17 protein-coding genes and 1 pseudogene are annotated in these 19,553 nt (G+C 74.1%); 13 read left to right on the forward strand and 5 right to left on the reverse strand.

All coding sequences use genetic code 11. The features are described from left to right. Positions 1 to 71: 71 nt before the first annotated feature. The 3 genes from ABT369_RS18020 to ABT369_RS18030 are packed head-to-tail and all read left to right on the forward strand — an operon-like array spanning position 72 to position 4,800. The gene (locus tag ABT369_RS18020) at positions 72 to 2,294 is read left to right on the forward strand and encodes a glycoside hydrolase domain-containing protein (RefSeq protein WP_350613281.1); all 2,223 of its coding nucleotides are present in this window, start codon (positions 72 to 74) and stop codon (positions 2,292 to 2,294) included. After that, positions 2,291 to 3,559: a glycosyltransferase gene (locus tag ABT369_RS18025; RefSeq protein WP_350613203.1), complete on the forward strand. Its 1,269-nt coding sequence runs from the start codon at positions 2,291 to 2,293 to the stop codon at positions 3,557 to 3,559. Before ABT369_RS18020 ends, ABT369_RS18025 begins: the two co-directional genes overlap by 4 nt. Next, the gene (locus ABT369_RS18030) at positions 3,556 to 4,800 is read left to right on the forward strand and encodes a lanthionine synthetase LanC family protein (RefSeq protein WP_350613205.1); all 1,245 of its coding nucleotides are present in this window, start codon (positions 3,556 to 3,558) and stop codon (positions 4,798 to 4,800) included. The genes ABT369_RS18025 and ABT369_RS18030 overlap by 4 nt, the downstream gene beginning before the upstream one ends. On the opposite strand, the gene ABT369_RS18035 is transcribed toward ABT369_RS18030, so the two are convergent. From ABT369_RS18035 to ABT369_RS18050, 3 genes are read right to left on the reverse strand one after another with little or no spacing between them, the layout of a single operon-like run. Next, entirely contained in the window at positions 4,748 to 5,908 is a 1,161-nt protein-coding gene (locus tag ABT369_RS18035; protein ID WP_350613207.1) for a PrsW family intramembrane metalloprotease, read from the reverse strand. The two genes, ABT369_RS18030 and ABT369_RS18035, sit on opposite strands and share 53 nt — an antisense overlap. Further along, positions 5,905 to 6,594: a hypothetical protein gene (locus ABT369_RS18040; RefSeq protein ID WP_350613209.1), complete on the reverse strand. Its 690-nt coding sequence runs from the start codon at positions 6,592 to 6,594 to the stop codon at positions 5,905 to 5,907. The genes ABT369_RS18035 and ABT369_RS18040 overlap by 4 nt, the downstream gene beginning before the upstream one ends. A gap of 45 nt (positions 6,595 to 6,639) precedes the next feature. Continuing rightward, positions 6,640 to 7,848, reverse strand: coding sequence for an SDR family NAD(P)-dependent oxidoreductase (locus tag ABT369_RS18050; protein WP_502891779.1), 1,209 nt, complete (start codon positions 7,846 to 7,848; stop codon positions 6,640 to 6,642). A gap of 42 nt (positions 7,849 to 7,890) precedes the next feature. Here ABT369_RS18050 and ABT369_RS18055 point away from each other — a divergent pair, with 42 nt between their 5' ends. The 5 genes and pseudogenes from ABT369_RS18055 to ABT369_RS18075 all read left to right on the forward strand — a co-directional run bounded on the left by ABT369_RS18055 (position 7,891) and on the right by ABT369_RS18075 (position 12,540). Then, positions 7,891 to 8,745 carry an LLM class F420-dependent oxidoreductase gene (locus ABT369_RS18055; protein WP_350613211.1) on the forward strand — a complete coding sequence of 285 codons (855 nt, stop codon included), beginning with the start codon at positions 7,891 to 7,893 and terminating at the stop codon, positions 8,743 to 8,745. After that, positions 8,742 to 9,602: an SDR family oxidoreductase gene (locus ABT369_RS18060; protein WP_350613213.1), complete on the forward strand. Its 861-nt coding sequence runs from the start codon at positions 8,742 to 8,744 to the stop codon at positions 9,600 to 9,602. Before ABT369_RS18055 ends, ABT369_RS18060 begins: the two co-directional genes overlap by 4 nt. Positions 9,603 to 9,804: 202 nt before the next feature. Beyond that, positions 9,805 to 10,941: pseudogene (locus tag ABT369_RS18065) on the forward strand (acyl-CoA dehydrogenase family protein); the annotation flags it as partial. 11 nt (positions 10,942 to 10,952) lie between these two features. Then, the gene (locus ABT369_RS18070) at positions 10,953 to 11,984 is read left to right on the forward strand and encodes an acyl-CoA dehydrogenase family protein (protein WP_350613215.1); all 1,032 of its coding nucleotides are present in this window, start codon (positions 10,953 to 10,955) and stop codon (positions 11,982 to 11,984) included. 37 nt (positions 11,985 to 12,021) lie between these two features. Then, a complete protein-coding gene (locus tag ABT369_RS18075; protein ID WP_350613217.1) occupies positions 12,022 to 12,540 on the forward strand; it encodes a carbohydrate-binding protein in 519 nt (172 codons plus the stop codon). 129 nt (positions 12,541 to 12,669) lie between these two features. On the opposite strand, the gene ABT369_RS18080 is transcribed toward ABT369_RS18075, so the two are convergent. Both ABT369_RS18080 and ABT369_RS18085 read right to left on the reverse strand, forming a co-directional pair. After that, the gene (locus ABT369_RS18080) at positions 12,670 to 13,440 is read right to left on the reverse strand and encodes an SDR family oxidoreductase (protein ID WP_350613219.1); all 771 of its coding nucleotides are present in this window, start codon (positions 13,438 to 13,440) and stop codon (positions 12,670 to 12,672) included. Next, positions 13,415 to 14,566: an acetyl-CoA C-acetyltransferase gene (locus ABT369_RS18085; RefSeq protein WP_350613221.1), complete on the reverse strand. Its 1,152-nt coding sequence runs from the start codon at positions 14,564 to 14,566 to the stop codon at positions 13,415 to 13,417. The genes ABT369_RS18080 and ABT369_RS18085 overlap by 26 nt, the downstream gene beginning before the upstream one ends. A 46-nt stretch (positions 14,567 to 14,612) precedes the next feature. Between ABT369_RS18085 and ABT369_RS18090 the strand changes: the two genes are divergently transcribed. From ABT369_RS18090 to ABT369_RS18110, 5 genes are all read left to right on the forward strand, one after another. Continuing rightward, a complete protein-coding gene (locus ABT369_RS18090; protein ID WP_350613223.1) occupies positions 14,613 to 16,106 on the forward strand; it encodes a FadD3 family acyl-CoA ligase in 1,494 nt (497 codons plus the stop codon). After that, positions 16,107 to 16,760: an SDR family NAD(P)-dependent oxidoreductase gene (locus tag ABT369_RS18095; RefSeq protein ID WP_350613225.1), complete on the forward strand. Its 654-nt coding sequence runs from the start codon at positions 16,107 to 16,109 to the stop codon at positions 16,758 to 16,760. It begins immediately after the preceding gene. A gap of 21 nt (positions 16,761 to 16,781) precedes the next feature. Next, positions 16,782 to 17,972, forward strand: a complete 1,191-nt coding sequence (locus tag ABT369_RS18100; RefSeq protein WP_350613227.1) for an acetyl-CoA C-acetyltransferase — start codon at positions 16,782 to 16,784, stop codon at positions 17,970 to 17,972. Beyond that, positions 17,969 to 18,826: an SDR family NAD(P)-dependent oxidoreductase gene (locus ABT369_RS18105; protein ID WP_350613229.1), complete on the forward strand. Its 858-nt coding sequence runs from the start codon at positions 17,969 to 17,971 to the stop codon at positions 18,824 to 18,826. The genes ABT369_RS18100 and ABT369_RS18105 overlap by 4 nt, the downstream gene beginning before the upstream one ends. A 62-nt stretch (positions 18,827 to 18,888) precedes the next feature. After that, entirely contained in the window at positions 18,889 to 19,518 is a 630-nt protein-coding gene (locus ABT369_RS18110) for a hypothetical protein (RefSeq protein ID WP_350613231.1), read from the forward strand. Positions 19,519 to 19,553: the final 35 nt, after the last annotated feature.

The raw sequence follows: 19,553 nt of genomic DNA on the forward strand, positions 1-19,553 counted from the left end.
CATCTCCATGAAACCCAGCTCGCGGCGGCGGAGGGTAATGTCCCGTCATCTTCGACGACATTGATCCCTTCATCGGCACCGCCGCGACCGACCTGCCTCCCGCCCGGGGCCTGGCCGGCACCTGGTGGTGGCCGAAGCCGCAGGTCGGCAACACGCACCCCGGTGCCACCTCGCCGCTGGGCATGGTCTCCGCCTGCGCGTACTCCGGGGCATACCCCACCGGCTACGGCCGGTACGCCAAGAACACCGAGGGAGTGCCGGAGCTGCTCTTCGACCGGCTCCAGGCCTCCGGGTTCACCCACTTCCAGCAGTCCGGCACCGGCGCGATCCGCAAGTACTACAACTACGTGCGCGTGACCCCGATGGTGCAGCAGCTCGACGCGCTCGGCGAGTCCTGGCCGCTGCGCGAGGAGGTCGCCGAGGCCGGGTACTACGCCGCGACCCTCGGCACCGGCGTGCGCTGCGAGATCACCGTGGGCGAGAAGGTCGCCGTGCACCGGTACACCTTCCCGGAGAGCAGCAGCGCCCGGATCGTCATCGACCTGTCCTGCGGCGGCCTCGCCATCGACCTGGGCCGCACGGTGCCGCTGCGCGCGCAGGCCGAGAGCCTCGGGCACGGCCGGGTGCAGGGCACGGTCGACATGGAGGGGGTGCCCCTCTCCGTGCACGCCGAGGTGGTGAGCCGCGGCTGGCGGCAGATGCTGTGGTACGACCGCCGCCTCATCGACGGCGGCACACGTCTCGATTTCGACAGCATCCGCCACACGACCCTGCGGCCGTTCGGCATGCTGTTCATGGGCCCCACGCGGGCCGGCCAGACGGTGGAGATCCGCCTCGGCTTCTCCCTGCGCGGCTGCGACCAGGCGGCCCGCAACCTGGAGCGGGAGTGCGGGCTGGCCGGCGACGCGTTCGACCGGGTGCGCGACGCGACCCAGGACCGCTGGCGCGAGCACCTCGGGCGGGTGCGGGTCGACGGCGGCAGCCCGGCCCGGCGCACGGTGTTCGCCACCGCGATGTACCACTCCCTGATCAAGCCGTGCTTCGCCGACGACGAGAGCCCGTTCTGGCCGAACTCCGGCCCGTTCGCGTTCGACGTCTGCACCATGTGGGACATCTACAAGACTCAGCTGCCGCTGCTGGCCGCGGTCGCCCCCGAGCGCTCGGCCGACCTGCTCGAGTCGCTGATCCGGGTCTGCGAGGAGGAGGGCAACTTCCCGATCGGCTACCGCATGGCCCGCGGCGCCGACCGCTTCTTCCGCCAGGCCAGCGCGCTCGCCCACACCGTGCTCGCCGACGCCCACGCGCTCGGCACGGCCCCGCTGGACTGGAACTGGGCGCTCGTGCACATGGTCGACGACCTGCGCCGGATGTACGGCGAGGACTTCTTCGAGCACGGCATCGTCCACCCGATCAGCCACACCCTCGACCTCGCCTACGCCCACCACTGCACCGCCAAGGTGGCCCGCGCCCTCAACGACGTGCACCTCGCCGAGGACCTCGAGCGTCGGAGCCGGCACTGGATCAACGCCTTCGACCCGGTCACCGGCCTGCTACGCGACTCGGAGTTCTACGAGGGCGGCAAGTGGAACTACTCGTTCCGGCTGCTGCACGACATGGCCGCCCGGATCGCCCTCGGCGGCGGCGACGAGGAGTTCATCGGCAACCTCGACAAGTTCTTCGGCTTCGGCGCCCCGCCGGTCACCCAGCCGGGCCGCCGCCCGCAGCCCGCGGAGATGCTGGCCGGCTACGCCCTGAACCGGTTCGAGGGCCTCAACAACGAGCCCGACATGGAGGCGCCGTGGGCGTACCACTACGCCGGGCGCCCCGACCGGACCGCCGAGATCGTGCAGGCCGCCCTCACCTGGCAGTTCGGCACCGGGCCGGGCGGGCTGCCGGGCAACGACGACTCGGGCGGGCTCAGCTCCTGGTACGTCTGGGCGTCGCTCGGGCTCTTCCCGGTGGCCGGGCAGAACCTCTTCCTGATCAACGCGCCCGCTTTCGAGCGCTCCGCCGTGCGGGTCGGCGACCGGGAGTTCATCGTGGAGACCAGCGGCCACCGATCGACGCCCATCGGCGCGGACGGGCTCGACGGTGACCCGGCCCCGCAGTACGTCCAGTCGGTGAGCCTCAACGGCAAGCAGCTGGACGCCACCCACATCAGCGCCGCCGAGATCCACCGGGGCGGCCGGCTGCACGTGCGCCTCGGCCCGGAGCCCTCCGGGTGGGGCCACGACCGCCGGCACCGGCCCCCGTCGGCGTCCGACCGCGTGCTCGCAGCGAAGGAGACCAGGTGACGTACATCAACCGCCGCCTCGTCATCGTGGTCCGGGCGGACCCGGTCATCTGCGGCCACTCCGGCGAGGCGCGCAACCTCGCCGAGGTCGCCCTCCAGCGCGGCTTCGACGACGTCCGGCTGCTCACCTGGCCGATCGGCGCGCTGCAGGCCGCCGGGCTGCCGCTCAAGCCGCTCGACCGGCTGCTGCCCTACAGCCCGGGGATCACCGTCGAGCGGCCGGAGCCGGTCGGCGACTACCGGGTGCCCGACGGCCGGCACCTCGCCGGGCTCACCGGGCGGCTGACCGAGCTGCTGCTGGAGCCGGTGCCGACCACCTGCCTGTCCATGTACCTCGTCCCGCACGCCACCGTCGTGGCCGACGCGGTCGCGGCCGTGCGCGCCGCCGGCTTCAACCCGGACGTGCGCACCGTCGCCAAGGCCGTCGGCTCCGACGTGACCAACGTGATCCGCTCCTGCCTGCGCGACGGGCGCATGGGCGCGGCGATCGCCCTGTTCACCACGTTCCTGGGCAACGACGAGCTGGTGGCGGTGTCGGAGTACACCCGCGACGAGATCATCGCCGCGGCCGAGCAGGTCGACGCCCGCTGCGGCACCCGCTTCGCCGAGCAGTGCCGGCTGCGGGTCACCATCGGCTACCCGCCGATCGACGCCTCGGCCTACCTCGACCTCGATCCCGCCGCCGTCGACCGCGCGCTGGCCCGGCGCGGGCTGGAGCGGGACGGGTACATCCTCTTCCTGTCCCGGGTCGCGCGGGCCAAGGGCATCCACGACCTCGTGGAGGCGTACCGGCGGATGCGCTGCCGCCCCGCCGTGAAGCTCGTCGTCGCCGGCACCGGCCCGGCCCTGGACGAGATCCGGGCCCTGGCCGCGGGCGACGAGCGGATCGTGTTCCTCACCGACGTCGACGACGCCGAGAAGCCGCTGCTCATGCGGGGCTGCGCCGCCTACGCGCTGCCGACCCGGCCCGAGCCCGACTTCGTCGAGACGTTCGGCATCGCGCTGACCGAGAAGATGCTGGCCGGCGGCGGACCCGTGGTCACCACGCTCACCGGCGGCACCGGCGAGGCGGTCGGCGACACCGCCGTGATCGTCGAGCCCTTCGACGCGGACGGGCTCGCCGCGGCGCTCGACCGGGTGGTGCTGGAGATGTCGCCGGCCGAGCGGGCGGAGCGGGAGACGCGGGCGCGGGCCTACGCGATGGCCTTCGAGCGGACCGCGGTCTTCGATCGCCTGTTTCCGGATGCGGTACCGTCCGTCCGGTGACCGATTACCGTGCGCTGGGCGAGGCCGCGTGGGCGTGGGTGCTGGATCAGGTTCGCTCCTCCGACGGGCCGTGGCTGCCCGTCTCCGTGCCCGGCGACATGGCCGGCGACCGGGACTCGCTCTACGCCGGGATCGCCGGGATCGCGCCGGTGCTGGCCGAGATTCGGCAGTATCGCGCGCTCACGGCGGGCGAGGAGGAGCTGGCCGCCGGCATCGTCGCGCGGCTCTCCCGGGAGGTTCCGTCGCGCACGGACGTGTCGCTCTACGACGGGCTGGCCGGGGACGTGACCGCGCTGCGGCTCCTGGCGCCCGGCTCGGAGGCGGCCGCCGTCGCGCGCATCGTGTCGTTGCCGCTGCCGGAGTACCACGACATCATCTCCGGCACCGCGGGCGTGCTGCTCACCCTGTCCTGGCTGCGGGTCAGCCTCCCGTCGGCCGCCGCGGCCCTGGCCGAGGCCGGTGACGAGGCCGAGGGCGGGCTCGACTGGCGGATGAAGCCCGACTACCCGTCGAGGAACCCGAACTACTCGCACGGCACCGCGGGGGTCGCCGCCGCGCTGGCCCTGGCCGGCCGCACCGACGCCGCCCGGCGCGGGGCCGAGCATCTCCTCGCGATCGCCGACCTGTCCGACGGCGGGTTCGTCCTGGAGCACACCATTCCGCGCTCGAAGCGGGAGGTGGAGCCGGTGACCTTCACCTGGTGCCACGGGCCCGCCGGCACGTCGCACGTCTTCGCCGCCCTCGACCGCGCGGGCGTGCCGTCGATCGGCGAGCACACCGTGGCCGACCTGCGGCGGCGCTGCCTGCACTCGACGCTCACCTCGGGCATCCCGCAGCGGCTGCGGCCGGGCTTCTGGGACAACGACGGGCGCTGCTGCGGCACCGCGGGCGTCGGCGACATCCTGCTGGACGCGGCCCAGTCCCTGGGCGACGCCGAGTACCTCGACGGCGCCCGCACGATGGGCGACGCGCTGGTGTCGCGCGCCGTCGACGGGCGCTACTGGCGCTTCATCGAGTACCGCATCGAGGAGCCGCTGCTGCCGCCGGGCACGACCTGGATGCAGGGCGCGGCCGGGATCGCGGCGTTCCTGCTGCGCCTGGCCCGCGTGTCGGAGGCGGGGCTCTCGGCCCCGATCGTCGATCGCCCCGACCAGTTCTTCGCCGTGCCGGACGAGCTGCGCGTGTCGCTCAGGGGCCTTCCGGGCTCGACAACGCCAGCCGGGCCAGCTCGGACCTGGTGACCTGGACCCGGCGCGTGTCGCGGCCCCCGGCCTTGGCGATCTGGTCGGCGAGGTCGTGGGCGGCCGCGAGGCGGTGCCGCCGGCGCCGGCGGTCACGCAGGCCGCCCGCGGCCCGGTAGCGGTGGCGCTGCCTCCAGCCGCCGGCCAGCGCGTCGAGCTCGACGGGGGTCAGCACGCCGGTGTCCACCTCGGGCTGCATGACCGCCCGCATGGCGTCGCGCTCCGGGCGCACCGTGACGCGGAAGACGGTGATGACGATCGCGATCGCGACCAGGGAGATGACCACCATCAGCACGACGACGACCAGCCCGTCGCCGCCGCTGAGCGCGGTGGTGGAGTCCCACAGGAAGTGCAGCACCATGGCGGTCAGCATGAGGACGGGCCCGAGCACCGGGCGCCGCCGCTGCCCGGGCGTCCCGAGCAGGTAGACGAGCCCGGCGCAGAAGACGGCGCTGTAGAGGATGTGCGACGAGAAGCCGGTCACCAGCCGCAGGACGTCGGTGTGCAGGCTGGTGGCGAGCTGGTGGCTGCCGAACTCGTCGGGCGCGGACCGCAGCGCGTAGAGGATGTCCTCGACGATCTCGAAGCCCAGGCCGGTGAACGCGCCGAGGATGAACCCGTCGTAGGCGGTGCGCACCACGCGCGGGGCCAGGAACATCAGCAGGAGCACGCCGCTGCCCTTGCCGAGCTCCTCGAAGACCGGCGCGGTCAGCCCGGCGCCCCAGTCGAGGGAGAACTCCGGGCTGACCAGCTTCTGGTACAGGTGCAGCATGCTGGTGTTGGCGTGGACGGCGATGGTCCAGGTGGCGCCGAGACCGCCCCACACGAAGCCCGCGATCACGAGGCCGCGCGGCTGCCGGGAGTAGCGGTCGATGCGGGCGGTGAACCACCAGAGCAGCAGCCCGTAGACCGCGAAGATCAGGGCGCTGGTGCCCAGGGCCGGCCCGTACACGCGCACCTGCGAGTCGACCAGGTTGTACGCGAACCAGAGTCCGTAGCCGACCACGCCGGCGTAGACCCAGAAGCAGGCGTTGCGGGGCTGCCACAGGCTGAACCCGTTGCCCCACCCGGTCCGCTCGATCGCCGCCTGCCGCGCCGCGGTGGTCATGCGCCCCCTCCTTCCCGCGTCGGCCGCCCTTCCCGCGTCGGCCGCCCTTCCCGCGTCGGCTGCACCGAGCGGATCATGCCCGTGATCGCCGGTGCGGAGCTGACGTCCACCGTCGCCGGGCCCAGCACCTCGATCTCCACCCCGGTCCGGTCGAACACGAACGCGGCCACCAGCCCCCGGGTGTGTGCCCCGTTGACCTGCGCCGTCACCCCGCGCTGGCCCGAGCCGTTGAGGATCGCCACCGGTTTGCCGGTTACCCGCGGGTCGCCGTTGCCCCGCAGGCCCGCGTCGGTCGTGCGGATCTGTGCCAGCAGCTGCTCCGGCGTCCCGTCGTACCTGTCGGCGGTCACCGTGAACCGGGCGCCCTCGTACGTCACCGAGGCCCGGTTCGGATAGCCCGCGCCGCCGGTGGAGCGGCGCAGCCCGCTGACCAGGTTCGCGCCGGCCGCCGGGCTGAACTGCACGTCCGGGCCGACCTGCACGACGTCTCCGGCCCGCACCGGGTCGTGCAGTGGCACGGCGGCGTCGACGGCCGGCAGGATCCCCAGCGCGAGCGCCACCAGCAGCGCGACCAGCCCGGCCGGCACCAGCGTGCGGCGGTCCAGCCCGAGGAGCCGGCGCTCGACCGGCACCCAGTGCTCGCGCCGGCGGTGCCGGCCTGGGCCGGGTGCCGCGGTCTGCGTCATGGGTCCTCCCAACCGGGCCGCCCCTCCGGGGCCGCCGGGCGACGATCACGACGCTACCAGCCGAATTGTCGGACTCGCGGCTTCGGTGGCCAGGGCTCGGGCCGCTTGGCCGTGGCCGTCGTCGGCGTCGGGCTTCTGGTCGGTTTCAGGTTTTGGCCTTCTGACCGGTTCCCGGTTTCGGTGGCCGGGGCTCAGGCCGCGTAGCCGCCGTCGACGTCGAGCTTCTGGCCGGAGATGAACTTCGCCCGGTCGCTGGCCAGGAAGCACATGGCCTCGGCGATGTCGGCCGCAGTGCCGAAGGTGCGTAGCGGGATGTTCGAGCGGGTCACCGCCAGGGCGAGCTCGTTCAGGTCGCCGCCGGCCATCAGGCGGGCCGCCATGCCGTCGGTGAGCATGCCGGGCCCGACGCAGTTGGCGCGGACGCCGAAGCGGCTCCTCGGCGGCGATGCCCCGCATCAGCGACTCGACCGCTCCCTTCGGCACCGCCGACAGCCCGTCCCGCACCGGGAAGCGCCGCGTCGCCGCGGTGGTCACCGCGACGATGCTGCCGCGGCTCGCGCGCAGCGCGGGCAGGGTCGCGCGCACGATGTTGAACGTGGCGAGCACGTCCTGGGCGACCTGCTCGGCGAACCGCTCCGGCGCGATCGTGCTCAGGTGCATCATCGGCACGTGGGGACCGGCCGCATGCACGAGCGTGTGCACCTCGCCCGCGCCGCCGATCAGCGCGGCGCAGGCCGCCGGGTCGGTGAGGTCCGCGCACACGGCGATCGCCCGCCTCTCGGTGGCTGCGCCCGCTTCGAGCACACGCCCGTCAGCCGTTTTCGCGCCAGTGTGGGCCGCGCGGGCTTGGGCCGTGCCAGTGCGGGCCGCGCCGGTCTGAGTCGCGCCGGTGTGGGCCGCGCCGGTGTGGGCCGCGCCAATCTGAGTTGCGTCTGGCTGAGTTGCGTCGGGCTGGGTCGTGCCGGGCTGAGTCGTGCTGGGCTGAGTCGTGCTGGGCTGAGTCGTGCTGGGCTGAGTCGTGCTGGCCTGAGTTGCGCCGGGCTGGGTTGCGCCGGCCCGGGTCGTGTCGGTGTCGGCGGGGCTGATGCCGTTGAGCTCGGCGGCCAGGGCCGCGGCCGCGGCGGCGTCCGAGCGGTACGCGAGCACGACCGCGCACCCGCGCGCGACGAGCATCCGGGCGACCGCGGACCCGATGCCGCCCGTCGCCCCCGTGACGACCGCGACTCCCGGGCGGGCGGCGAAATCCTGCGCCATGACGGGTACATTACCAAGCAAGCGTTTGTTAGAGTGTCGGCCGTGGAGCTGAAACTCGGGGTCATGCCCGCGCACGGCGGCGCGGATCCGGCCACCGTCGCGCGGTTCGTGCGGCTGCTGGAGGAACTCGGCTGCGAGTCGGTGTGGGCGGTCGAGCACGTGATCGTGCCGGACGACTACGACAGCTCGTATCCGTACGACCCGAGCGGCCGCATGCCCCTGCGCGGGGACGACGACATTCCGGACCCGCTGCACTGGCTCACGTTCGCCGCCGCGCACACCACGACGCTCAAGCTCGGCACCGCGATGCTCATCCTGCCCGAGCACAACCCGGTCGACCTGGCCAAGCGCCTCGCCACCGTGGACGTGCTCAGCGGCGGGCGGCTGCTGGCCGGGATCGGCGTCGGCTGGCTGCGCGAGGAGTACGACGCGCTCGGGGTGCCCTTCGCCGGGCGCGGGGCGCGCGCCGACGAATACCTCGAGGCCATGCGCGCGCTGTGGACGCAGGCGCCGGCGCGGTACGACGGCCGCTTGGTCTCCTTCGGACCCGTGCACTCCCGGCCCCGGCCCACGCGCGGGACCGTGCCGATCGTCGTCGGCGGGCACAGCCTGGCCGCGGTGCGCCGCGCGGCCCGGTTCGGCGACGGGTGGTATCCGCTGGGCGTGCGCGGCGACGAGTTCGCCGAGCTCCGGCAGGCGCTACGGGACGAGTGCGCGGCGCTGGGCCGCGACCCCGACGAGGTCGAGGTGACCGCCCGCGGCCCGGGCGACCGGGGCGAGCTCGAGCGCCTGCGCTCGCTCGGCGTGGCCCGGGTCGTCATCCGTGCGGACCCGAACGACCTCGTCGGCGTACGGGACAAGGTTCGTCGCTACCAGCGGGAGGTTCTCGGGGCATGAGAACGGTCATCATCACCGGCGCCGGGCAGGGGCTCGGCCGCGCGCACGCGCTCGCGTTCGCCGCGGCCGGGTATCACCTGGTGCTCAACGACCTCGGCGCGGAACGGCTGCAAACCGTCGCCGCCGAGTGCGCGTTTGGACAGGGCACCGTGACCTCCGTGCCGGGGGACATCGCCGACTGGGACTTCGCGGCCGCGCTGATCGAACGCGCAGTGGCGGTGAACGGACGTGTCGACGCGCTCGTGAACAACGCCGGGCTCGCTCGCGACCGGATGACCACCAACGTCACCGAGGACGAGTGGGACGCCGTCATCCGGGTCAACCTCAAGGGCCACTTCGCCCCGCTGCGGCACGCGTCCGCGCACTGGAAGGCGCTCGCCAAGGCCGGGGAGCCCGTGGCCGCGCGGGTCGTGAACACCACCTCCGGCGCGGGGCTCATGGGCAGCGTCGGGCAGGTCAGCTACAGCGCCGCGAAGGCCGCCGTGGCCGCGGTGACGCAGGTGGCGGCGGTGGAGCTGCGGCGCTATGGGATCACCGTCAACGCGATCGCGCCCAGCGCCCGCACGCCGATGACCGAGGAGGTCTTCGCCGACGCCATGCGCGCGCCCGAGTCCGGGTTCGACGCGATGGCGCCGGAGAACGTCTCGCCGCTGGTGGTGTGGCTCGCCTCGGAGGAGGCCGGCTTCGTGACCGGCCGCGTGTTCGAGGTCTCCGGCGGCAGCGTGGGTCTCGCCGACGGCTGGCAGCACGGCCCGGCGACGGACGTGGGCCGTCGCTGGGACGCGGAGGAGCTCGGGCCGATCGTGCGCGGCCTGCTGTCCCGCGCGCCCGAACCGGCGGCCGTGTATGGCGCCTGACGTCCACACTGCCGGCGATCCGGACGACGTCCGTTCGTCCGGCGCGGCGCAAGCGTCCGAGGACGTCCGTTCGTCCGGTGCGGCGCAGGCGTCCGAAGACGTCCGTTCGTCCGGCGCGGCGCAAGCGTCCGAAGACGTCCGTTCGTCCGGCGCGGCGCAGGCGTCCGAAGACGTCCGTTCGTCCGGCGCGCCGCAGGCGTCCGACGACTTCCGTCAAGTCGTGCGGGCCTGGCTCGCCGAGCACCTCACCGGAAAGTTCGCGCCGCTCGTCGGCTCCGGCGGGCCCGGCCGCGAGCACGAGCACTTGGAGTTGCGCGCCGAGTGGGAGCGCGAGCTGGGGGCCGGGGGCTGGATCGGGCTCGGCTGGCCGGAACCCTACGGCCGCGGCGCGAGCATCGCCGAGCAGGTCGTGTTCTTCGAGGAGTACGCGCGCGCGGGCGGGCCGGGGCGGCTGTCGCACATCGGGGAGTACCTGCTCGCGCCCACGCTCATCGCCCACGGCACCGAGGAGCAGCGGGCCCGGTTCCTGCCGCCGATCGCCCGCGCCGAGGAGCTGTGGTGCCAGGGGTACTCCGAGCCCGGCGCCGGCTCCGACCTCGCCGGGGTGCAGACCCGCGCGGAGCTCGCCGGCGACCGCTGGCGCATCACCGGCCAGAAGGTGTGGACGTCGCTGGCGCACATTGCGGACTGGTGCTTCGTGCTCGCGCGCACCGGTGCGCAAACGCGCAAGAACGGACTGTCGTACCTGCTCGTGCCGATGCGGCAGCCCGGCGTCGACGTGCGCCCGATCGTGCAGCTGACCGGCACCTCCGAGTTCAACGAGGTCTTCTTCGACGGCGCCGAGACCGACGCCGGACTCGTCGTGGGGGAGCCCGGCGACGGCTGGCGGGTCGCGACGAGCACCCTCGCCTTCGAGCGCGGCGTCGCGACCCTGGGCCAGCAGCTCGGGTTCGCCCGGGAGCTGGAGTCCATCGTGGACAGGGCGCGATCCACCGGTACCATGGAAGATCCGATCATCGCCGACCGCATCGCGAGCGCCTGGGCGGGACTGCAGGGCCTGCGCCACCACGCGCTGCGCACCCTCTCCGCGACCGAGCCCGACCCCACCGCCGCGTCCGTCGCCAAGCTGCTATGGGCCAACTGGCACCGAGACCTCGGCGAGCTGGCCCTGGCCGTGGAGGGCGCGGGCGCGACGGTCGCCCGGGCCGCGCCCTACGACCTGACCGACGCCCAGCGCCTGTTCCTGTTCACCCGCGCCGACACCATCTACGGCGGCTCGAACGAGATCCAGCGCAACATCATCGCCGACCGGCTCCTCGGCCGCGTCCCCCGAGCCTAGGAGTGTCCACAGTGGAATCCTTTGCCGGTGAGTTCACGGCGGAGCAGACGGCGCTGCGCGAGTCGGTCCGCGACTTCTTCGCCTCGCCCGGTTTCAGCTGGGCCCGCCTCACCGGCGAGCTCGGCCTCACCGCGCTCGCCGTCGCCGAGGAGCACGGCGGCTTCGGCGCCACCGCGGTCGAGGCCGGCATCGTGCTGGAGGAGGCCGGGGCCGCGCTGCTGTCCGCGCCGCTGCTGTCGACCACGGCCGCGATCCTGGCCCTGAACCCCGCGTCCGGCCTGCCGGAGTCGCCGGCCGCCGGCACGACGACCGGCGCCCTGGATTCCGCGTCCGGCCTGATGGAGTCGCTCGCCGCCGGCTCGGCGGTCGGCGCCCTGGCCCTCGGCGACGGCGTCGAGGCCCGGCCGACCGCGAACGGCATCGTCCTCGACGGCCGGGCCGAGCACGTCCTGGACGGCGGCGCCGCGGACCTGTTCCTGGTCGAGGCGGGCGGCGACCTCTACGCGACCGACGCCGCCGTCGTCCAGCCCGTGCCCACGCTGGACACCACGCGCGGCCAGGCGACCCTGATCCTCACCGCCGCCCCGGCCCGCCTGGTCGCCCCGGCCGGCGCCGCGCACGCCCTCGCCGTCGTGCGGGCACTGCTGGCCGCCGAGTCCGTCGGCGTGGCCCGGGCCGCGCTGCAGTCCACTGTGGAGCACCTGCGCACCCGCCACCAGTTCGGCGTGCCGCTGGCGACGTTCCAGGCGCTGCGGCACCGGGTCGCGGACCTCTACGTGCTGCTCGAGCAGGCGACCTCGACGGCCCGCTACGCCCTGCGCTGTTACGGCACTGCCGAGTTCGCGGCCGCCGCGCCGCTGGCGAAGCTGTCGGCCGGCGAGGCCGCGTGGACGATCACTCGCGAGTCGATCCAGCTGCTCGGCGGGATCGGGTTCACGTGGGAGCATCCGGCGCACCGGTACCTCAAGCGCGCCACCGCCGGCCACCTGCTCTTCGGCGACCCGCCCACGCTGCGGCGGCTGCTGCTCACGTTCGTGGGATAATCGACATCTGTCGATTGTGTCACATAGACTGCGTGGCATGAGACGAACCCTCGTCATCGCCGCGGCGGTCGTGCTCGCCGCCGTCTCCTCCTCCGCCGTCGCCCCGCCCGCCTCCGCCGCCACGGTCCGCCCCTTCGGCTCGGTCGTCGAGGCCGAGTCCTACGACGCCCAGCACGGCGTGCGCGTCTTCGCCGACCCGGCGGCCTCCGGCGGCCACGCGGTCGCGTTCTCCGACGGCGACCGCCTGCGCCTCGACGCGGTCGACTTCGGCGTGCCCGGCCAGGCCAGCGGCTTCGCCACCTGGCGCTCCTGCGCGACCGGCGCGGGCACGGTCGAGCTGCGGCTCGACTCGCCCACGGCCACCCCGTTCCTGACCTTCCAGCCCGCGGGCGGCACGTGCGCCCAGTGGTTCCAGTCGAGCACACGCATGGGCGTGGCCACGACCCCGACCGGCGTCCACGACCTGTACCTTTCGTTCACCTCGGCGTCGCGGTGCGAGTTCTACCGCCTCGACAGCTTCCAGCTGATCAAGCAGACCGGCCCGCCGATCCCGTAAGTTCCACCCCGCACCCGGTCCAAACCTGCTCCACGCCCGGCCGGTGGGGCCGATGAGTCGCCCGCCCGGCAGGGGGTCGCCACCTGCCCGGCGCGCGGCAGCCGGCCCATCACTAACCCGGCGGGGCCGTTACTCGGGCGCGGCGCCTCCCGCGGCGTCCAGGAAGCGCGGGACCTGGCCGCCGCCGTCGACGAGCAGGGACGTGCCCGTGATGTAGCCGGCCAGCGGGGAGGCGAGCAGCAGCACCGCGTCCGCGATGTCGTCCGGGGTCGCCATGCGTCCCAGCGGTACCGTCGCCGCCACCGCCGCCAGCGCGGCCTCGTCGCCGTAGTGGACCTCGTTGTCCGACGTGCGCACCACGCCCGCCGTCACCGTGTTGACCCGCACCTTCGGGGCCCACTCGAGGGCCAGCGCGCGGGTGAGGACCTCGAGGCCGCCCTTCGCCGCCGCGTACACCGCGGTCCCGGGCGCCGGGCGCAGGGCCGACACCGAGCCGATGTTCACGATCAGGCCGCCCGTGTCCTGGTCCTGCATGACCGCGTTGGCCGCCTGCGCGACGAAGAACGGGGCCAGGAGGTTGAGCCGGACCACGGCGGTCACGAGGTTCGCCGAGGCGGTGGCGGCCGGCACCGGCGGGCCCCCGCCGGCGTTGTTCACCACGAGGTCGAGCCGGCCGAAGGCGTCCACGGCGGCGGCCACGAGCGCCGCGGCCTCCTCCGGCTCGCGCACGTCCGCGCGGTGGAACGCCACGCCCTCGGGCAGGTCGCCGGGGTCCTTGCGGCCGCAGGTGAGCACGCGGTAGCCAGCGAGCGCCAGCCGTGCCGCGATGGTGCGGCCGATGCCGCGGGTGCCGCCAGTGACGAGTGCCGCGGGGTTAGAGCCGCTCGATGATGGTGACATTGGCCGTACCCCCGCCCTCGCACATCGTCTGCAGACCGTACCGGCCGCCGCGCGCCTCCAGCTCGTGCAGCAGCGTCGTCATGAGCCGGGCGCCCGTCGCGCCGAGCGGGTGGCCCAGCGCCACGGCGCCGCCGAGGGGGTTGACGCGTTCGAGGTCGGCGCCGGTCTCGTGCTGCCAGGCGAGCACGACCGGTACGAACGCCTCATTGATCTCGACGAGGTCGATGTCGTCGATCGTCAGGCCGGCCTTGCGCAGGGCGTGCGCGGTCGCCGGGATGGGGCCGGTGAGCATGTAGACGGGGTCGTCGGCGAGCACGCTGAGGTGGTGGATGCGGGCGCGGGGGCGCAGCCCGTGCTCGGCGACCGCGCGCTCGGAGGCGACGAGCAGGGCCGCGGCGCCGTCGGAGATCTGGCTGGCGAGGGCCGCGGTGACGACCCCGCCGGGCTTGAGGGTGGGCAGGGTCGCCATCTTCTCGAGGGTGGTGTCGCGGCGCGGGCCCTCGTCCACCGAGACCCCGGCGATCGGCTCGATCTCGCGCGCGAACCGGCCGGCGTCGATCGCGGCGGCGGCGCGGCGGTGGCTCTCGAGGGCGTACCGCTCCATCTCCTCGCGCGTGAGGGCCCACTCGGCGGCGATGAGCTCGGCGGCGCGGAACTGGCTGATCTCCTGGGTGCCGTACCGCGCGTGCCAGCCGGCCGAGCCGCGGAACGGGTCCTCGAAGCCGTACTGCTGCCCGGCCAGCATCGCCGCCGAGATCGGGATGGCGCTCATGTTCTGCACGCCCCCGGCCACGACCAGGTCGGCGGTGCCGGACATGACCGCCTGCGCGGCGAAGTGCAGGGCCTGCTGCGAGGAGCCGCACTGCCGGTCCACGGTCACCCCGGGCACGTGCTCGGGCAGCCCGGCCGCGAGCCAGCTGGTGCGGGCGATGTTCCCGGCCTGCGGGCCGAGCGCGTCGACGCAGCCGAAGATCACGTCGTCGACCGCGGCCGGGTCGACGCCGCTGCGCTTGACCAGCGCGTTGAGCACGTGTGCGCCCAGGTCGGCGGGGTGGATGGCGGCCAGCCCGCCGCCCCGCCGGCCGACCGGGGTGCGGACCGCCTCGACCAGATATGCCTCCGTCATGCCCGAGACCTTACCAAGCGAGCGCTTGGTTGGTAAGGTGACTCGCATGGAACCGTTGGACGCCCGCACGATCCCCGATCTGGTGCGGGCCGGCGCGGCGCACTACCGGCGGCGCGAGGCGGTCGTCGACGGCGACGTCCGGCTCACCTTCGCCGACCTCGCCGCCGAGGTGACCCGCTGTGCCGAGGCCCTCGCCGCGCGCGGGATCGTCAAGGGCGACCGGGTGGCGCTGTGGGCGCCGAACGGGTGGCGGTGGATCGTGGCCGCCCTCGGCATCGTCTCAGCCGGCGGGGTCCTCGTGCCGCTGAACACGCGGTTCAAGGGGGCCGAGGCCGCATACATCCTGGCCCGCAGCGGGGCCCGGCTGCTGCTCGTCGACGACGGCTTCCTCGGCAACCGCTACATCGACTCGCTCGCCGAGGCCGCGGCCGAGACGCCCACCCCGGCGCTCACCGACATCGTCTCCTTCGCCGACTGGGACCGGTTCGTGGCGGTCGGCAAGGGCGTCGACGCGGTGGTGCACCCCGAGGACCTCTCCGACCTCTTCTTCACCAGCGGCACCACCGGCCGGCCCAAGGGCGCCATGCTCACCCACCGGCAGAGCACCGAGCTCTACGCCGCGTGGAGCGCGCTCGCGGGGCTGCGGGAGGGGGATCGGTACCTCCTGGTCAACCCCTGCTTCCACATCTTCGGCTACAAGGCCGGCGTCATCGCCTGCCTGCAGCGGGGCGCCACGATCGTGCCGCAGGCGGTCTTCGACGTGCCGGTCAGCCTCGAGCTCGTGCAGCGGGAGCGGATCACGGTGCTGCCCGGGCCGCCGACCCTCTACACCTCGATGCTCGACCACCCCGGCCGCTCCGGCTACGACCTGTCCAGCCTGCGGGTCGCCGTCACCGGTTCGACGACCGTCCCGGTGGTGATGATCGAGCGGCTCCGGGCCGAGATGGCCCTGGAGACCGTGCTCACCGCCTACGGGCTCACCGAGTCGTGCGGGACGGCCACCATGTGCCGCCCCGACGACGACCCGCAGACCGTCGCGACCACCTGCGGCCCCGCGGTCCCCGGCGTGGAGGTCCGCGTCGACGAGTCCTCCGGCGAGGTGCTGATCCGCGGCTACAACGTCATGCAGGGGTACTTCCAGGATCCCGCCGCCACCGCCGAGGCGATCGACGCCGAGGGCTGGCTGCACACCGGCGACGTCGGCGTGCTGGACGAGCGCGGCTACCTGCGCATCACCGACCGGCTCAAGGACATGTTCATCGTCGGCGGCTTCAACGCCTACCCGGTCGAGATCGAGCAGGTCATCGCCCGCCACCCGGCCGTCGCCGAGGTCGCCGTCGTCGGGGTGCCCGACGCCCGGCTCGGCGAGGTGGCCCGCGCCTTCGTCGTGCCCCGGCCGGGCCTGCAGGTCGATGAGCTCGCGGCCTACTGCCGGGATCGCCTCGCCAACTACAAGCAGCCCCGCTCGTTCGTACTCCTCGACGCCCTGCCGCGAAACGCCAGCGGCAAGGTGCTCAAAACGACCCTCCGGAGCGCCTGAATGGACACCGTCATCGTCACGGGCGGCGGCAGCGGCATCGGCGCCGCCGTCGCACGCCTCGCCGCCGAGCAGGGCCTGCGCCCGGTCGTGTGGGACCTGCGCGGCGGCGACCTGGAGGTGGACGTCCGCGACCGGGCCGCGGTGGAGGCCGCCCTGGCCGAGACCGGGCCGGCGCGCTACCTCGTCAACAACGCGGGCCCGGCCAGCGGCGGCCCCGCCCTCGCGTTCGGCGACGGGCTCGTGGCCACCGCCGGCAGCATGGAGCTCGTCACCTCCGCCTGGCTGGCGACCGGCCCGCCCGAGGGCTCGGCCGTGGTCAACGTGGCCTCCGTCGCGGGCAATTTCGTCGGTACCGACAGTGCCTGGTACTCCGCCGGGAAGGCCGCGATCGCGGGCTACACCCGGCACCTGGCCACGAGAGTGGCGCCCCGGGTGCGGGCCAACGCGGTCGCGCCCGGCTTCATCGACACGCCCCGCATGGCCGGCTTCGCCGACACCCCGCTCGGCCGCTCGCTCATCGAGCGCAACCCCATGGGCCGCGCCGGGCGCCCCGAGGACGTCGCCGCGGCCGTGCTCTTCCTGCTCTCGCCGGCCGCCGCCTACGTCAACGGCGTCCTGCTCCCCGTGGACGGGGGATGGACCGTCACCCAATAGCAACTCGGAAGGGAGTCCACTGTGGACGCCGTCATCGTCTCCGCCGCGCGCTCGCCCATCGGCCGCGCTTACAAGGGCTCGCTCGCCGGTGTGCGCGCCGACGACCTCGCCGCCCAGATCGTCGGCAAGGCCCTGGCCAAGGTGCCCGGGCTCGACCCGGCCACCCTCGACGACCTGATCCTCGGGTGCGCGCAGCCGGCCGGCGAGCAGGGGTACAACCTCGGCCGCCAGGTCGCGATGCACCTCGGGCTCGACATGGTGCCCGGCACCACCGTCAACCGGTACTGCGCCTCCTCGCTGCAGGCGATCCGGATGGCCTTCCACGCCATCAAGGCGGGGGAGGGCCACGCGTTCGTCGCGGCCGGGGCGGAGGTCGTCTCGCACTACCCGGCCGGGAAGGCCGACGGCATGCCGGACACCCGCAACCCCCGCTGGCCCGAGCGCACGTCCACGCTGCCCTGGACCGATCCGCGCGAGAGCGGGGGGCTGCCGGACGTGTACATCGCGATGGGCGAGACCGCCGAGAACGTCGCGTCGCTGTGCGGCATCACCCGCCGCGAGCAGGACGAGTTCGGCGTGCGCAGCCAGAACAACGCCGAGAAGGCCCAGGCCGACGGGTTCTGGGAGCTCGACATCACGCCCGTCACCCTGCCCGACGGCACCGAGCTGGCCCGCGACGACGGCCCCCGTGCGGGGGTGACGCTGGAGAAGGTGAGCACGCTGCAGCCGGTGTTCCGGCCCGACGGCACCGTCACCGCCGGCAACTGCTGCCCCCTCAACGACGGCGCGGCGGCTGTCATCGTCATGAGCGCCTCCCGGGCCCGCGAGCTCGGCCTCACCCCGCTGGCGCGGATCGTGGCGACGGGCGTGTCCGCGCTGAGCCCCGAGATCATGGGACTCGGCCCGGTCGAGGCGAGCCGGCGGGCCCTGCACAACGCCGGCATGTCCATCTCGGACATCGACCTCATCGAGATCAACGAGGCCTTCGCCGCGCAGGTGATCCCGTCGTACCGCCAGCTGGGCGCCGACCCCGACAAGGTCAACGTCCACGGCGGCGCGATCGCGGTCGGCCACCCCTTCGGCATGACGGGCGCGCGGATGGCCACGACCCTGCTCAACGGGCTGTCCTTCCGCGACCGGGGCATCGGCCTGGAGACCATGTGCACCGCGGGCGGGCAGGGCATGGCGCTGATCCTGGAGCGGCTGTCGTGACCGGTCACCTGGCGGGCAAGGCCGTCGTCGTCACCGGGGCGGGCCGGGGGCTGGGCGCCGCGTACGCGCGCCTGGCCGCGGCCGAGGGCGCCGCCGTCGTCGTCAACGACGTCGACGCGGACCTGGCCGCCGCAGTCGTGGAGGAGATCCGCGGCGCGGGCGGCCGGGCGGCGCCGTTCGTGGGCTCGGTCGCCGACTGGGACCGGGCGGGCGAGCTGGTGACCGCGTGCGTCGAGGAGTTCGGCGCGATCGACGGCCTGGTCAACAACGCCGGCATCTTCCGCCTGGCCGACCCGCGGGAGCAGGACCCGGCCGAGTTCCGCGCCGTGCTGGAGGTGAACGTCCTCGGCACCGCGTACTGCGGCCTGCACGCCATCCGAGCCATGCTCCAGCGCGGCACCGGCTCGATCGTCAACGTGACGTCGGGCTCGCACGCGGGCTCGGCCGCGATGGGCGCCTACGGGGCCAGCAAGGGCGCGGTGGCGTCGCTGACGTACTGCTGGGCCACCGACCTCGCCGGCACCGGCGTGCGCGTGAACGCCGTGTCCCCGAACGCGCACACCCGGATGGCGGACGCGTACGAGGCGTACCTGGGCGCGGCCGCCCAGGGCCAGAACGTGGCCAAGTCCCCGGCCCTGAACGCCCCGGCGGTGGTGTACCTGCTCGCGGACGCGTCCTCGGCCCTGCACGGCCAGGTCGTGCGCATCGACGGCGACGAGCTGTCGATGGTCGCCCACCCGGCCGTCCAGGGCCACGGCGCCCTGAACCCGGCCTGGACGGTGTCGTCGGTGGCGGCCGCCTTCGCCGCGGGCGAGGTCGGCCCCCTGAGCCCGCTCGGCCTGCAGCGCGTCTGATCCGCCGGATCGCCGGGCGCCCCGCCTGGTGCTCCGGGCGGGGTCGCTGTTAGCCTCCCGCCGTGCGCGTGATGGTGGGAGTTCTGGCGGTCGGCGTGATGGCGCTGGCCGGCTGCGCCGAGGCGCCCGCGGCCCCCTCGGCGGCGGCGTCGGCGACGTCCGCGGCGGCCCCCACGTCGGCGGCCGCCCCGCCTCCGTCGGCGTCCGCGGCACCGGTCGCCACCCCGGCCGCGGCGGACACGATCGCCTACACCGTCGTGCAGCCCAAGACGCTGCTCGGCCGGGCGCCCGCCACCGAGGCCAGCATCAAGGCGCAGGGCGTCAAGGTGGGCGACGGGTGGGGCGTGCGCTCCGGCGGGACGAAGGTGGCCGGCGCCTACGGCACCACCGGCAAGGAGAACGTGCTGCTCTTCGCCGCGTCGACGGCCGACATCACCGACCCGGCCGCGTTCGTGGAGCAGGTGGCGACGCAGGGCTTCGGCAAGTACAGCTTCCGGCCCGTCGACGGCGGTCCGCTGCGGGGCGCGGTCCGGTGCGCCGACGCCTCCACCGCGGCGACCCCGGCGACCGTCTGCCTGTGGGCCGACGCGTACGACACCGGCGTCATCTACTTCTTCTTCGGCGCCGCGCGCGACGCGGAGCGCCTGCTGCCGCAGGCGCGGGCCGAGATCGAGGTCGACAAGAACAAGTAGGGCGCGCGGCCTCGACTCATCAACCCGGGGGGATC

This window comes from Dactylosporangium sp. NPDC000244 (assembly GCF_040300725.1).
GTDB lineage: Bacteria > Actinomycetota > Actinomycetes > Mycobacteriales > Micromonosporaceae > Dactylosporangium.

What these genes read in the sequence shown, in the direction of transcription:
- ABT369_RS18035 (WP_350613207.1), bottom strand. Translation starts at nt 5,908, where the DNA reads ATGACCACCGCGGCGCGGCAGGCGGCGATCGAGCGGACCGGGTGGGGC.
- ABT369_RS18040 (WP_350613209.1), bottom strand. Translation starts at nt 6,594, where the DNA reads ATGACGCAGACCGCGGCACCCGGCCCAGGCCGGCACCGCCGGCGCGAG.
- ABT369_RS18050 (WP_502891779.1), bottom strand. Translation starts at nt 7,848, where the DNA reads ATGGCGCAGGATTTCGCCGCCCGCCCGGGAGTCGCGGTCGTCACGGGG.
- ABT369_RS18060 (WP_350613213.1), top strand. Translation starts at nt 8,742, where the DNA reads ATGAGAACGGTCATCATCACCGGCGCCGGGCAGGGGCTCGGCCGCGCG.
- ABT369_RS18075 (WP_350613217.1), top strand. Translation starts at nt 12,022, where the DNA reads ATGAGACGAACCCTCGTCATCGCCGCGGCGGTCGTGCTCGCCGCCGTC.
- ABT369_RS18080 (WP_350613219.1), bottom strand. Translation starts at nt 13,440, where the DNA reads ATGTCACCATCATCGAGCGGCTCTAACCCCGCGGCACTCGTCACTGGC.
- ABT369_RS18085 (WP_350613221.1), bottom strand. Translation starts at nt 14,566, where the DNA reads ATGACGGAGGCATATCTGGTCGAGGCGGTCCGCACCCCGGTCGGCCGG.
- ABT369_RS18090 (WP_350613223.1), top strand. Translation starts at nt 14,613, where the DNA reads ATGGAACCGTTGGACGCCCGCACGATCCCCGATCTGGTGCGGGCCGGC.
- ABT369_RS18095 (WP_350613225.1), top strand. Translation starts at nt 16,107, where the DNA reads ATGGACACCGTCATCGTCACGGGCGGCGGCAGCGGCATCGGCGCCGCC.